Annotated in this window: 10 protein-coding genes; 3 read left to right on the forward strand and 7 right to left on the reverse strand. The window is 73.2% G+C overall.

All coding sequences use genetic code 11. The features are described from left to right. Positions 1–82: 82 nt before the first annotated feature. On the reverse strand, positions 83–2,536 hold the full coding sequence (pcrA, locus tag ACFVGS_RS35465) for a DNA helicase PcrA (RefSeq protein WP_385435760.1): 2,454 nt from the start codon (positions 2,534–2,536) through the stop codon (positions 83–85). A gap of 284 nt (positions 2,537–2,820) precedes the next feature. On the opposite strand from pcrA, the gene ACFVGS_RS35470 reads away from it, so the two are divergent. Continuing rightward, entirely contained in the window at positions 2,821–3,984 is a 1,164-nt protein-coding gene (locus ACFVGS_RS35470; protein WP_384423271.1) for an NlpC/P60 family protein, read from the forward strand. A 6-nt stretch (positions 3,985–3,990) separates the two neighbouring features. Here ACFVGS_RS35470 and ACFVGS_RS35475 read toward each other — a convergent pair whose 3' ends face one another. Beyond that, a complete protein-coding gene (locus ACFVGS_RS35475) occupies positions 3,991–4,344 on the reverse strand; it encodes a hypothetical protein (RefSeq protein WP_384423269.1) in 354 nt (117 codons plus the stop codon). Between the two features lie 342 nt (positions 4,345–4,686). Between ACFVGS_RS35475 and ACFVGS_RS35480 the strand changes: the two genes are divergently transcribed. Further along, on the forward strand, positions 4,687–5,766 hold the full coding sequence (locus ACFVGS_RS35480; RefSeq protein WP_385696408.1) for an NlpC/P60 family protein: 1,080 nt from the start codon (positions 4,687–4,689) through the stop codon (positions 5,764–5,766). A gap of 104 nt (positions 5,767–5,870) precedes the next feature. Here the strand turns inward: ACFVGS_RS35480 and ACFVGS_RS35485 are convergent, their stop codons facing one another. Continuing rightward, positions 5,871–6,578, reverse strand: a complete 708-nt coding sequence (locus tag ACFVGS_RS35485) for a LuxR C-terminal-related transcriptional regulator (RefSeq protein ID WP_384423265.1) — start codon at positions 6,576–6,578, stop codon at positions 5,871–5,873. Next, complete coding sequence (locus ACFVGS_RS35490; protein ID WP_384423263.1) at positions 6,575–7,843, reverse strand: PspC domain-containing protein; 1,269 nt, start codon at positions 7,841–7,843, stop codon at positions 6,575–6,577. Before ACFVGS_RS35490 ends, ACFVGS_RS35485 begins: the two co-directional genes overlap by 4 nt. 156 nt (positions 7,844–7,999) lie before the next feature. Here ACFVGS_RS35490 and ACFVGS_RS35495 point away from each other — a divergent pair, with 156 nt between their 5' ends. Then, positions 8,000–9,547, forward strand: a complete 1,548-nt coding sequence (locus ACFVGS_RS35495) for a PspC domain-containing protein (RefSeq protein ID WP_385696411.1) — start codon at positions 8,000–8,002, stop codon at positions 9,545–9,547. A gap of 156 nt (positions 9,548–9,703) precedes the next feature. Here ACFVGS_RS35495 and ACFVGS_RS35500 read toward each other — a convergent pair whose 3' ends face one another. The 3 genes from ACFVGS_RS35500 to ACFVGS_RS35510 all read right to left on the reverse strand — a co-directional run bounded on the left by ACFVGS_RS35500 (position 9,704) and on the right by ACFVGS_RS35510 (position 12,542). Continuing rightward, positions 9,704–10,246, reverse strand: coding sequence for a DoxX family protein (locus ACFVGS_RS35500; RefSeq protein ID WP_385696414.1), 543 nt, complete (start codon positions 10,244–10,246; stop codon positions 9,704–9,706). Positions 10,247–10,365: 119 nt separating this feature from the next. Continuing rightward, complete coding sequence (locus ACFVGS_RS35505; RefSeq protein ID WP_384423258.1) at positions 10,366–11,604, reverse strand: hypothetical protein; 1,239 nt, start codon at positions 11,602–11,604, stop codon at positions 10,366–10,368. Positions 11,605–11,741: 137 nt separating this feature from the next. Next, positions 11,742–12,542 (reverse strand): class II aldolase/adducin family protein, encoded by an 801-nt coding sequence (locus ACFVGS_RS35510; RefSeq protein WP_385696417.1) that lies wholly within the window; start codon positions 12,540–12,542, stop codon positions 11,742–11,744. Positions 12,543–12,624: the final 82 nt, after the last annotated feature.

The following is a 12,624-nucleotide window of genomic DNA, read 5'->3' on the forward strand; positions in this document are numbered from 1 at the left end:
CCGACCCGACCAGCTTACCCCGTCCCCCCGTGGTGGGGCCCCGGCCGACACGGCCGGGGCCCCTCCTCGTACGTCGGCGTGACTACAGCTTCTCGACCGGCGCGTACCGCAGCAGCAGTCGCTTCGGCTTCTCGTCGCCGAAGTCGATCGTCGCCTGCGCGTCGGCGCCCGCGCCCTGCACCGCCATGACGGTGCCGAGGCCGAATTGGTCGTGCGTGACCCGGTCGCCGACCTGGAGCGTGATCACCGGCTTGTCGGTGGTACGCCGGGTCGCGAAGCCCGAGGGGCCGGAACGGGAGCGCGACGAGGACAGCGCGGACGTGATGCCCGAGGTCGGCCCGGCGGGCTTGGCCATCGGGCCGGTCCGCTTCCACTCCAGGTAGGTGGCGGGGATCTCCTCGAGGAAGCGCGAGGCCGGGTTGTACGAGGGCTGGCCCCAGGCGCTGCGCATCGCGGAGCGGGTCAGGTAGAGGCGTTCGCGGGCGCGGGTGATGCCCACGTACGCCAGGCGCCGCTCCTCCTCCAGCTCCTTGGTCTGGCCGAGGGCGCGCATGTGCGGGAAGACGCCGTCCTCCATGCCCGTGAGGAAGACCACCGGGAACTCCAGGCCCTTGGCGGTGTGGAGAGTCATCAGCGTGATGACGCCGGAGCCCTCCTCGTCCTCGTCGGGGATCTGGTCGGAGTCGGCGACGAGCGCGACCTGCTCCAGGAACTCGGCGAGCGAGCCCCCTTCCTCACCCCGCTCCTGCTCGAACTCCAGGGCCACGGCGGCGAGTTCCTGAAGGTTCTCGATGCGGGTCTCGTCCTGCGGGTCGGTCGAGGCCTGCAGCTCGGCGAGGTAGCCGGTCCGTTCGAGCACGGCCTCCAGGACGACGGCGGGTCCGGCGCCCGAGTCGACGATGGTGCGCAGCTCCTCCATGAGGGTGTTGAAGCGCTTGACGGCGTTGGCCGAGCGGGCCGCCATGCCGTACGCCTCGTCGACCCGCTTGAGGGCCTGCGGGAAGGTGATCTTCTCGCGCAGCGCGAGGGCGTCGATCATCGCCTCGGCGCGCTCGCCGATGCCCCGCTTGGGCACGTTGAGGATGCGGCGCAGCGGCACGTTGTCCTCGGGGTTGGCGAGGACGCGCAGGTAGGCGAGGACGTCACGGACCTCCTTGCGCTCGTAGAAGCGCACGCCGCCGACGACCTTGTAGGGCAGTCCGACGCGGATGAAGATCTCTTCGAAGACGCGGGACTGGGCGTTGGTGCGGTAGAAGACCGCGACGTCGCCGGCCTTGGCGTCGCCCGCGTCCGTGAGCCGGTCGATCTCGTCGGCGACGAACTGGGCCTCGTCGTGCTCGGTGTCGGCGACGTAGCCGGTGATCTGCGCGCCGGCGCCCGCGTTGGTCCACAGGTTCTTGGGGCGGCGGGACTCGTTGCGCTCGATGACGGCATTGGCGGCGGACAGGATCGTCTGGGTGGAGCGGTAGTTCTGCTCCAGCAGGATCGTGGTCGCGTCCGGGTAGTCCTCCTCGAACTGGAGGATGTTGCGGATGGTCGCGCCGCGGAACGCGTAGATCGACTGGTCGGCGTCACCCACGACGCACAGCTCGGCCGGGGCCAGGTCCTCGTATCCGGTGCCGACGAGCTCGCGGACGAGGGTGTACTGGGCGTGGTTGGTGTCCTGGTACTCGTCGACGAGGACGTGCCGGAAGCGGCGGCGGTAGTGCTCGGCGACGTCCGGGAAGGCCTGGAGCAGGTGGACCGTCGTCATGATGATGTCGTCGAAGTCCAGCGCGTTGGCCTCGCGCAGCCGGGCCTGGTACATCCGGTAGGCCTCGGCGAGGGTCTTCTCGAAGCCGTCGGCGGCCTGGTCGGCGAAGGTCTCCTCGTCGATCAGCTCGTTCTTCAGGTTGGAGATCTTGGCGCTGAAGGACTTCGGCGGGAACCGCTTCGGGTCGAGGTCCAGGTCGCGGCAGACCAGCGCCATGAGGCGCTTGGAGTCGGCGGCGTCGTAGATCGAGAAGGAGGACGTGAAGCCGAGCTTCTTGCTCTCCCGGCGCAGGATGCGCACGCAGGCGCTGTGGAAGGTCGAGACCCACATGGCGTTGGCGCGCGGGCCGACGAGCTGCTCGACGCGCTCCTTCATCTCGCCCGCGGCCTTGTTGGTGAAGGTGATCGCCAGTATCTGGCCGGGGTGGACGTGCCGGGTGGCCAGGAGGTGGGCGATGCGGTGGGTGAGCACCCGGGTCTTGCCGGAGCCGGCGCCCGCGACGATGAGCAGGGGGGAGCCGGTGTGGACGACGGCGGCGCGCTGCTGCTCGTTCAGCCCGTCCAGGAGCGCGGCGGGGTCCACGACGGGCCGGTGGGCGCCGTCGCGGTAGTACGCGTCCCGGTCGGCCGGGGGCGCGTCGAAGTGCTCCCCGAAGAGGTCGTGCGGAACCTCCTCCACGGCCGGGGCGCCGTGCTCGTCGTCCTCGGGCAGGGGCGGAGGCTCCTCCGAGGAGTGGTTCTGGAGGCTCGCCAGGAAGCTGTCGTCAAAGAGGCTGTTGCTCATCGCCTCACGAGTCTAGGACGCCGGACTGACAGTCCGCTCCTGTCCCCGGAAGTGACCGCGAACTCACGGAGGGCGACGATCCGCTTCAGGTCACGGAAATGTATCGGACATAAGGCGCACCGGCCTTCCCAGGCGTCCCACCGCTCGCTAGCGTGCTCGCCCAAGCAGCCCGTCCCCTACCGCTCTCCACCGTCGGCGAACCACGCCGAGCGGGCGGCCCACGCCGAAACGGGCTCTTCCCCACGCCACTTGAGCCTCGTGGTGACCGGCGTCCACGGAAGGAGATGCCGGCCTTGGCGTCCCATCGCAAGCCGCGCACCACCCGCCCCCACTCCCCCGCCGTCGGCGTCACGACGGCCGCGCTCGCCTCCGTCACGCTGCTCTCCGGGCAGAGCGCCCAGGCGGTTCCCACGGCCCCGGCTCCCAAGCCGACGGTCGAGGAGGTCCAGAAGAAGGTCGACCGGCTGTACCGGGAGGCCGGCGTGGCCACCCAGGAGTACGACCGCGCCAAGGAGGCCACCGACCGCAAGCGGCGCGAGGTCGACCGGATCCTCGACGACGTGGCCCGCCGCACGGAGGAGATCAACACCGCGCGCCGCGCCCTCGGCTCGTACGCCGCGGCCCAGTACCGGGCGGGCGCGGTCGGCCCGACCGCGACCCTGATCTTCGCCGACAGTCCGCAGGACTACTTCGACCAGACCCACCTCATGGACCGGCTCTCCGAGCGGCAGCGCACGGCGGTCGCCGAGTACGAGTCCCGGCGCGCCGCCGCGGCGAAGCAGCGGACCGAGGCGACCCGGCGGCTCGCCGAGCTGACCGCGTCGCAGAAGGAGCTGAGCGCGAGCAAGCGGACCGTGCAGCGCAAGCTCGCGGAGGCGCGCACGCTGCTCGCGCGGCTGACGGCCGAGGAGAAGGCCCGGCTCGCGGAGCTGGAGCGCAGGCGCGAGGCCGAGGCCCGGCGCAAGGCGGAGGAGCGGGCCAAGGCGGAGGCCGAGGCGGAGCGCAGGCGCCAGGAGGAGGCGGCCCGGCCCACGCCGAGCCCGACGCCCACCCCGACGCCCGCGCCCACGCCGCCGACGTCCGGCGACTCCTCGTACGCGGCGAAGGCCGCCGAGGCGCTGGCCTTCGCGCGGGCGCAGATCGGCAAGCCGTACGTCTGGGGCGCGACCGGCCCCAGCTCGTACGACTGCTCCGGCCTCACCCAGGCCTCCTGGAAGGCGGCGGGCGTCGATCTGCCGCGCACGACCTGGGACCAGGTGAAGGTCGGCACCCGGATCGCCACCGCCGACCTGCTCCCCGGCGATCTCGTCTTCTTCTACGACGACATCAGCCACGTCGGCATCTACATCGGCGACGGCAAGATGATCCACGCGCCGAAGCCGGGCGCCTACGTCCGCGAGGAGTCGATCTACTACATGCCGATCTACGGCAGCGTGCGCCCGGCCTGAGGACGGTCAGACCCAGAGGGTGGCGATGAAGATGTTCGCCATGGTCAGGCCGCCGACGGCGCCGAAGAGGGCCTTGTCGGCCTTCTCCTCGTCGCGCTTGACGTAGACCAGGCCGAGGATGACCACGAGGACGGCGAGCTTGATGCCGATCTTGACGTTGTTCACGGTCTGGTCGTCGGCCTGGTTGAGCCCGACGAGGGCGACGCCGGTGATCAGCATGGTCAGGGCGCCGTGCAGCATCGCGGGGGTGAAGCGGGCCGTACCCGCGCCCATCGCCTTCATCTGGGTCAGGAATCCGCCGAGCAGTGCGCCGATTCCGATGATGTGCAGGGCGACGAAGACATGAATGAGTACGTCCATGGGGCGGAGCCTAACCGCGCCCTAGCAGCGGCCCCGGGGCGGGTCCACCTTCTCCGGGGCTTCGGTCAGGCGGCTGCGGGAAGCACCGCCCGAGCGCCGTCGCCTCGAACGGGAACGGTCACGGAAACGCCATCCGACGCCAATAGCGGTCAACGACGGCCGCCGGGCGGCGGCCAGGTTTAGCGTCCTCCCCCAGGTGGCCGGCTCCCCACCACCGCCGTATCCCGGCGGTTGCCGACCGCCCCCGCCGAGAAAACCGGCGGCGGCCCGTCTCCCCTGTGCGGACCGCCGCCGGCCCCGGCGGGCAGCGTCCCCCACAGGGAGAGGATGTGACCCGCCCTCGTGGCAGCACACCGAAAGCCCAGGCAGTCCCCGCTCGGCGGCCAGGCCGTCCGCACCGCCGCCACCCTCGCCCTCGCCTCCGCGGCCACCGCGACCGTCTTCGAGGGATCCGGGCACGCCGCGCCCAGGCCCACTCCCGCACAGGTCAAGGCCGAGGTCGACCGGCTCTACGAGGAGGCCGAGGTCGCGACGGAGAAGTACAACGGGGCGAAGGAGCAGGCCGACCAGGCGCGGGCCGCGTTCGACCGGCTGCGCGACGAGGCCGCCCGCAGGACGGAGCGGCTCAACCGCTCCCGCGACGCCCTCGGCGCCTTCGCCGCCGCGCAGTACCGCTCCGGCGGGCTCGACCCCGCGATCCAGCTCGCGCTGACCTCCGACCCGGACCAGTACCTGGAGCGGGCCGCACTCGCCGAGAAGGCGGGGGACCGGCAGGCCGCCGCCGTCACCTCCGTACGACGTGAGCTCGCCGCCGTCCGGCAGCTGCGCGTCCGGTCGGAGGGCCGGCTGCGCGAGCTGAAGGCGCACGAGGCGGAGCTGCGGCGGCAGAAGGCGGCCGTCCAGGGCAAGCTGAACGCCGCCCGCACGCTGCTCGCCCGGCTCACCGCCGAGGAACGGGCCCGCTACGACGCGGCCGTGGCCGCCGGAAGCCACGACGCCGCCACGGGCGGCGCGACGGCACCCGACCGTGCCGACCGGGCCGCCTCGGTCCGCGGCCCGATCGGCACGGCGACGGGACGGGCCGCCGAGGCCATCGCCTTCGCCCGGGCGCAGCTCGGCAAGCCGTACGTGTGGGGCGCGACGGGTCCGTCCGCCTACGACTGCTCGGGGCTGACCCAGGCCTCCTGGCGCGCGGCCGGGGTCTCGCTGCCGCGCACCACCTACACCCAGATCAACGCCGGCCGCCGGGTCTCCCGCTCCGAACTGGCCCCGGGCGACCTGGTCTTCTTCTACTCCGGCATCAGCCACGTCGGCCTCTACATCGGCGGCGGGCAGATGATCCACGCTCCCCGCCCGGGCGCACCGGTGCGGATCGCGCCGATCGACGAGATGCCCTTCGCGGGCGCCACCCGGGTCGGCTGACGCGGGTGGCGGCCGACGGGCCGACTGGCTGGCTGGCCTGGCCGGCGGGCCCGGCGGCCCGGCAGGCCCGGCGGGCCCGGCCGGCCCGGCGGGGCGCGCGGGCGCTAGACCAGGCGCCGGGCGGTCGCCCAGCGGGTCAGCTCGTGCCGGTTGGACAGCTGCAGCTTGCGCAGCACCGCCGAGACGTGGGACTCGACCGTCTTCACCGAGATGAACAGCTGCTTGGCGATCTCCTTGTACGCGTACCCCCGGGCGATCAGCCGCAGGACCTCGCGCTCGCGCTGGGTGAGCCGGTCCAGGTCCTCGTCCACGGGCGGCGCGTCCGTCGAGGCGAAGGCGTCGAGGACGAACCCGGCCAGGCGCGGGGAGAAGACGGCGTCGCCCTCCTGGACCCGGAAGATCGAGTCGACCAGGTCGGTGCCGGTGATCGTCTTGGTGACATAGCCGCGGGCGCCGCCCCGGATCACCCCGATCACGTCCTCGGCGGCGTCGGAGACCGACAGGGCCAGGAAGCGGACCGGGTCCTCGGCCGCCGCCATGAGGCCGGCGCAGCGGCGCAGCACCTCGACCCCGCCGCCGCCGGGCAGGTGGACGTCCAGGAGGACGACCTCGGGGCGGGTCGCGGTGATCACCGTGACCGCCTGGTCCACGTCGGCGGCCTCGCCCACCACCTCGACGCCCGTCACGTCCGTCCGGCCGATCTCGGCCTGCACGCCCGTACGGAACATCCGGTGGTCGTCGACGAGCACGACTCGCACCCGGCGCTCCGCGTCCCGCGCCGCCCCGCTCCCGGTCACGGTCTCGTCGCTCATCCGTCCGCCCTTTCCATCTCCAGCTCCACTTCGGTGCCCCCGCCCGGCACGGATCTCAGCCGCGCCGATCCGCCGTTGCGCTGCATACGGCCGATGATCGATTCTCGTACGCCCATCCGGTCGTCCGGCACCGCGTCCAGGTCGAAACCGGGGCCGCGGTCCCGCACGGAGACGAAGACCGTCCGGCCCTCCACCTCCGCGTAGACCTGGACCGGGCCGCCCTCGCCACCGTACTTGGCGGCGTTGACCATCGCCTCGCGCGCCGCCTGCATCTGCGCGCCCAGTTTCTCGTCGAGCGGGCAGTCGCCGACGACCACGACCTCCAGCGGGACGCCGTGCTTGTCCTCCACCTCGGCCGCGCTCCGCTTCACCGCCTCGGCGAGCGTGGCCGGCTCCTCGTCCTCGTCCTTGCCCGTGCCCTCCGGCTTGTACAGCCAGTTGCGCAGCTCCCGCTCCTGGGCGCGGGCGAGCCGGCGGACCTCGCCGGGGTCCTCGGCGTTGCGCTGGATCAGGGTGAGGGTGTGCAGCACCGAGTCGTGGACGTGGGCGGCGACCTCGGCGCGCTCCTGGGCGCGGATGCGCAGCGTCCGCTCCTCGCTGAGGTCCTGCGACATCCGCACCAGCCAGGGTCCGGCGAGCAGCGCGATCCCGGTGAGCACCGCGACGGCGGCGGTCAGGGCCGTGCCGAGCTGGGCGACCGAGCCGCGGACCACCATGAAGACGGCGAGGCCGGTGCCGACCAGGGCGACGCCGACGAGGCCGCGCACCAGCTGCAGGACCCGTCGGCGCCGGCCGGGATCGGTCCAGCTGGCCCGCCGCGCGTTGTCGGCCTGCCGCCAGACGAGGACGACGCCGACGCCGATCAGCAGCGACGGCCAGACATAGCGACCGGCCTGCTTGTCGACGTTGACGCTGCCGACGAAGACGGAGATCCCGATCGCGAGCGCGATCAGGGCGAAGACCTGGCCGCGGTCGGGCTTCCGGAGCCGCCTGCGGCCGTCCGGGGTGGTCTCGAAGACGGGACGGGGCGCGGAACGGCCGCCTACGCCGAGCGGGACGACGATCCAGAACACCGCGTACAGCAGCGCACCGAGCCCGTCCGCGAGCAGGAGCGCGACGAAGAACGCGCGCACCCAGATCACGGGAAGGCCGAGGTGCCCGGCGAGGCCGCGCGCGACACCGCCGAGCCACCGGCCGTCGGCGCTCCGGTAGAGCCTGCGCACGGGCGGTTCGTCGAGGTCGGTGACACGAGCGGCTGCGGACATGGACCGATCGTCACACGTTCGGCCGCCCGCGGGCATCAGGGTCGGCCCGGATATCGGCCCCGGAACCGTCTCGGGGTCGACGGGCCGCGGAAGATCAGGGTCAAGGCAGGGTCGGTCCCGGTGCCGCGGGGCGTCACGGCCGGTCACCATGGAGCCATGACGAGTTCGACGCCTTCGCACCACGAGGCCCCGCCGCCGGCGGAGGCCCGGTCCGCCCCGCCCCTGCGCCGCTCGCGCGGGCAGAAGGTCGTGGCCGGCGTGTGCGGCGGTCTCGGCCGGCACTTCGACCTCGACCCGGTGATCTTCCGGGTCGCGCTGGGCGTGCTCGCGGTGACCGGCGGCGTCGGGCTGATCTTCTACGGCTTCGCGTGGCTGGTGATCCCGCTCGCGGGCGAGGAGGAGAACGAGGGACGCAGACTGCTCACCGGCCGGGTCTCGGGCTCCTCGCTGTCCGCGGTGCTGATGGCGCTCGTGGGCAGCGGCATCTTCCTGTCGATGCTGCGCAACGGAGGGACGATGGCGTTCGCCCTCGTCCTCACGCTCGGCTTGAGCGGCGCGGCGGTCTGGTCGCAGCGGCGGCCGGCGGTCGCCGCGACGGCCGAGGAGGGCGGCCGGATAGACCCGGCCGCGGCGCTCGCTGTCGCGGAGGCACCGCCGGAGACCAAGGCGCCGCCGCTGGTGGAGTTCCCGTCGTGGTGGCGGGACCCGATCGTCAAGGACGGCTCGACCGGCAAGGTGGCCATCGGCTATCTCTGGGGTCCGCACGGCATCGTGGACAAGGACGGCAGGGTCGACGGCGAGGTGCCCACCCCCGGCGGCCAGTGGGGCCCGCAGCGCGCTCCCGGCCGGCCCGTGCCGTCCCGCCGGGTCGGCGGCGAGCCGGTGTCCATCGGCGGACTGGTCTTCCTGTTCGCCCTGATGGCGGGCGGTCTGGGCACGGGTCTGTCGTGGGACGGGCATCCGCTGGGTACGAGCCTGCAGATCGGACTCGCGGCCGCGCTCGGTGTGATCGGTCTTGGGCTGCTCGTCAGCAGCTTCCTCGGCCGCACCGGGTTCGGCACGCTCTGCCTCATGGTCCTCACGGCGGGCCTGCTCGCGGTCGCCTCGGTGCTGCCGAAGGAGATCTCCACCGTCTGGGCGCGGGAGACCTGGCGCCCGGCGGCGGTCGCGGCGGTGCAGCCGCGGTACGAGCTGGGCACCGGCGTCGGCACGCTCGACCTGTCCCAGCTCGCGGTCCCGGCGGGGACGACCGTGTCGACGCGGGTGGAGGTGGGCGCGGGCAAGGTGAAGGTGATCGTGCCGCGGAACGCGACGGTGACGCTGCGCGCCCAGGTGGGCCTCGGCGATCTCATGCTGCCGCCGGACCAGCCGGCCCGGCCCCCGGCCCCGTCGGCCGCCCCGACCGCCCCACCGGCCGCCCCGACGGCCGCCGCAACCGCCCCGACCGCCCCGACCGCCCCGACGGCGGCTCCCGCTCGCCCCTCGGACGGGCCGGCGGCGACCGGCGTGCCGCCGGCGCCGACCCTGGCACCGGCCGCCACACCCGGGCCGCCGTCGGAGCCGGCGGGTGACATCGACATCGCGCCGGATCTCGACGAGACCCGGACGCTGGTTCCGCCCCCCGGTGTCACGCCGGGCGGCACCGTCGACCTCTTCCTGGAGGTCGGTCTCGGACAGGTGGAGGTCGTCCGTGCTGCTGCATGAGTTCCGCCCCGGCCGGATGGTCCTGGGCCTGGCGGCCCTGGCCCTCGCGGCCCTGTTCCTGGCAGACGCGGCAGGCACCTGGTCCGTCGCCTGGTACGTGGTGATACCGGTCCTCTGCGGAGGCCTCGGCCTCGCGGCCGTCACCTCCTGGACCGCCTATCTCATACGCCGCCGGTCGGCGAGGAGCGCGTCGAGGGAGAGCACGGGAGCACCGGCGAGCAGCAGCGGCAGCCAGGACATGAGATAGGCCAGGTCGTTGCCGAGGTAGTACGGGTTCACCTGCCAGCTGACGGTCAGCCACAGGCTCAGCGAGATCAGCGCTCCCCCGAGCGCGGCCACCCGGGCGAAGAGTCCAAAGAGGGTGCCGAGGCCGACGGTGAGCTCGCCGAGCGCGATGGCGTAGCCGAAGCCGACCGGGCTGTTGAGGGCCAGGTCGACGAGGGCGGGGAGCGCCGAGGTGTCGCGGACCCCTCGCATGACCTCGCCGATGGACTCGGGTCCGGTGTCGGCCAGGAAGGAGGAGTCGGTCAGCTTGTCGAGACCGGCGTAGATGAAGGTGACACCGAGGAAGATCCGCAGCGGGACAAGCGCGTAGCGGGTGGCGAGGGCCCTCCAGACCTCGACCCCGCCGGGGCCGCCCGGCCGGTCCCCGGAGTCGGAGCCACGGCCCCACGTCGTTCCGTCCGTACGTCCCGTCATGCCGGCCGCCTCTCGTGCCCCGTACCCGTCTCCAGGCAACGATTGTCCTCGGATTGCCTGTGCGAGGACATTCCCGGGGCCGGGAGTTCCCCGTGAAGCCGGTCAGTCGAGGAAGCCGGTCAGTCGAGGACGTCGATGGTGACCCGGTTCGTCTCGACGCCGGCGGCCGTCACGACCGAGACCTCCACCCGGCCCGGTTCCACGTCCGCCGGGAGCGGGACGGTGAGGGTGGTGTCGGTCGGGTTGGCGAAGCCGCCGGGGACGGGGACGAGGGGGACGTGGGCGTGGACCGGGCCGATCCGGACGACCAGCCGGGTCAGCGGTTCGGGCGCGGCCGCTCCCGCCGGGACGAAGCCGCTGCCGCGGATCTCGATGTCGTCGCCGGTGCGGATCGGTGCGTCGAGGTCGCCCGCCTCGCGGGCCCGGACGATCGAGAAGATCTTGGGCCGCCCGCCCTGGACGCTCTTGCCGGCGAGCAGGCAGGTCACCGAGACGGCGACGAGCAGCACGAGCGCCCAGGGCAGTTCGGGCAGCCGGTCCGGGGCCCGGCACAGCCGGACGGCCGCAACGACGAGGACGGCCGCGGAGACGAGGACGTACTGAACGTCGGCCAGATCGGCCCGCCCGTCGTCGTCGCACAGCAGGTCGGCCGGGCGTGGCCGGTCGGCGCGGACCTTCTGCAGCCGCCGGGCCGCGACGCGCAGCGCCACGATCAGCCGGGCGGTGACGGCGGACCAGCCGGCCAGGACGAGCACGGCGAGGAGCCCGGCGCCGCGCCGCAGGCCCAGGTCCACGGAGGGCGCGTCGCCGGCCAGGAGCAGGGAGAGGTGGAGGACGGCGAAGACGGAGAGGAGGAGCCAGCAGGCGGCGACGGTACGGGTGGTGGAGATCCGGTTGTCCTCGCCGAGCAGCGGGGCGAGGACCCCGCCGCGGTCCCGGTGCAGCCGGGCCGCGGCGGTCAGGGCGGCGGCGAGCAGCACGGCGGCGCCGAGCCCGGCGGTGCGGGTGCCGGTCCAGCCGGTGCCGAGGGCCGTGAGCGCCTGTCCGAGGAGCAGGGCGAGGACGCCGCCCCACAGGGCGGCGAGGGTGCCGCGGTACACCCGGCCGGACCGGGCGGCGCCGGCCTCGAGACCGCGGGCGGCGACGGTGCGGGCGGACTGGGCGAGTTCGTCGGAGACCCACTGGCGGGAGGCGACCGGAGAGTGGGCGAGGGCGGCGGGCACGCCGTGTCCCGCGGCGAGTTCGTCACGCCGGGCGAGGAAGGCGGCGACGGCCCGCCGGTGGCCGGAGCGTCCGCAGTGCGGGCAGCCGCCGCCCTCCGCGTCCGCCCCGCACTGTCTCGCCTCTTGCACCGCCACTGCGCCGCCCCCTTCCCGATCGGTCAACTGGCTGTCGATTCCTGGGAATTGTGCCGCACACTTTGCCCGTCGACAGGGTCCGGCACCCCTCGCACGGGAGTGATTGAAGAGTCATCACATTGACGGAAAGGAGTGTTCTACGACAGGAGTTCGGGCTCCGTGTGGCTGATCCGCCGCCACAGCGGCTGGTAGTTGATCCAGGCCACCAGGTCGTTGCCGAGCTGTTCGCGGGTGGCGACGGCGTCGCGGTGGTCGATGAGCACCGGCTTGCCCGCGGCCCGGGCGGTCAGCTGCACCTGGGCGCACCGTTCCATGGCGATGAACCACCAGGCGGCCGCGTCGACCGACGAACCGACGGTGAGCAGCCCGTGGTTGCGCAGCACGATCCCTTTGAAGGTGTCGAGCGCGATCGCGATGCGCCGGCCCTCCTCCGGGTCGACCGTGACACCCGTGTACGCGTCGTAGAGGGCGTGGTCCTGGTAGAAGGCGCAGGCCTCCTGGGTGATCGGGTCGATCAGCTCGCCGAGCGCGGCGAGCGCCCTGCCGTGCGGCGAGTGGGTGTGGGCGACGGCCACGACGTCGGGCCGGGCCCGGTGGACCTGGGCGTGCACGGTGAACGCGGCCTGGTTGACGTGGTGGGTGCCGTACACGACCTGGCCGTCCCCGTTGACCAGGATCAGATCGCTCGCGGTGAGTTCGCCGAAGGGAGCGCCGAAGGGGTTCACCCAGAAGCAGTCGGGGTGCTCGGGGTCGCGGGCGGTGATGTGCCCGGACACGCCCTCCTCGTATCCGAACCGCCCGAAGATCCGGAGCGCGGCGGCGAGCCGTTGCTTGCGGTGGGCGCGCTCCTCGGCGGCGGTCGCGTGGACGGGCGGCATCGCGAAGTGGAGCTGGTCGACGGGGACAGGGGCCGGGACGGGCGCCGGTATCTCGGTCATGCGCGGGAAGGTAACGCCCGTCAGGTCAACTCACCAGATCCCGAACGGAAAGAAGCCGCCGCCCCCGTACGTCGTACGGGGG

It is taken from the genome of Streptomyces sp. NPDC127114 (genome assembly GCF_042677525.1).
Lineage (GTDB): Bacteria > Actinomycetota > Actinomycetes > Streptomycetales > Streptomycetaceae > Streptomyces.

Bases quoted from the DNA above. Each gene is read 5' to 3' on its own strand.
- ACFVGS_RS35470 (WP_384423271.1), top strand. From the start codon at position 2,821: ATGCCGGCCTTGGCGTCCCATCGCAAGCCGCGCACCACCCGCCCCCAC.
- ACFVGS_RS35485 (WP_384423265.1), bottom strand. From the start codon at position 6,578: ATGAGCGACGAGACCGTGACCGGGAGCGGGGCGGCGCGGGACGCGGAG.
- ACFVGS_RS35500 (WP_385696414.1), bottom strand. From the start codon at position 10,246: ATGACGGGACGTACGGACGGAACGACGTGGGGCCGTGGCTCCGACTCC.
- ACFVGS_RS35495 (WP_385696411.1), top strand. From the start codon at position 8,000: ATGACGAGTTCGACGCCTTCGCACCACGAGGCCCCGCCGCCGGCGGAG.
- ACFVGS_RS35510 (WP_385696417.1), bottom strand. From the start codon at position 12,542: ATGACCGAGATACCGGCGCCCGTCCCGGCCCCTGTCCCCGTCGACCAG.
- ACFVGS_RS35475 (WP_384423269.1), bottom strand. From the start codon at position 4,344: ATGGACGTACTCATTCATGTCTTCGTCGCCCTGCACATCATCGGAATC.
- pcrA (WP_385435760.1), bottom strand. From the start codon at position 2,536: ATGAGCAACAGCCTCTTTGACGACAGCTTCCTGGCGAGCCTCCAGAAC.
- ACFVGS_RS35490 (WP_384423263.1), bottom strand. From the start codon at position 7,843: ATGTCCGCAGCCGCTCGTGTCACCGACCTCGACGAACCGCCCGTGCGC.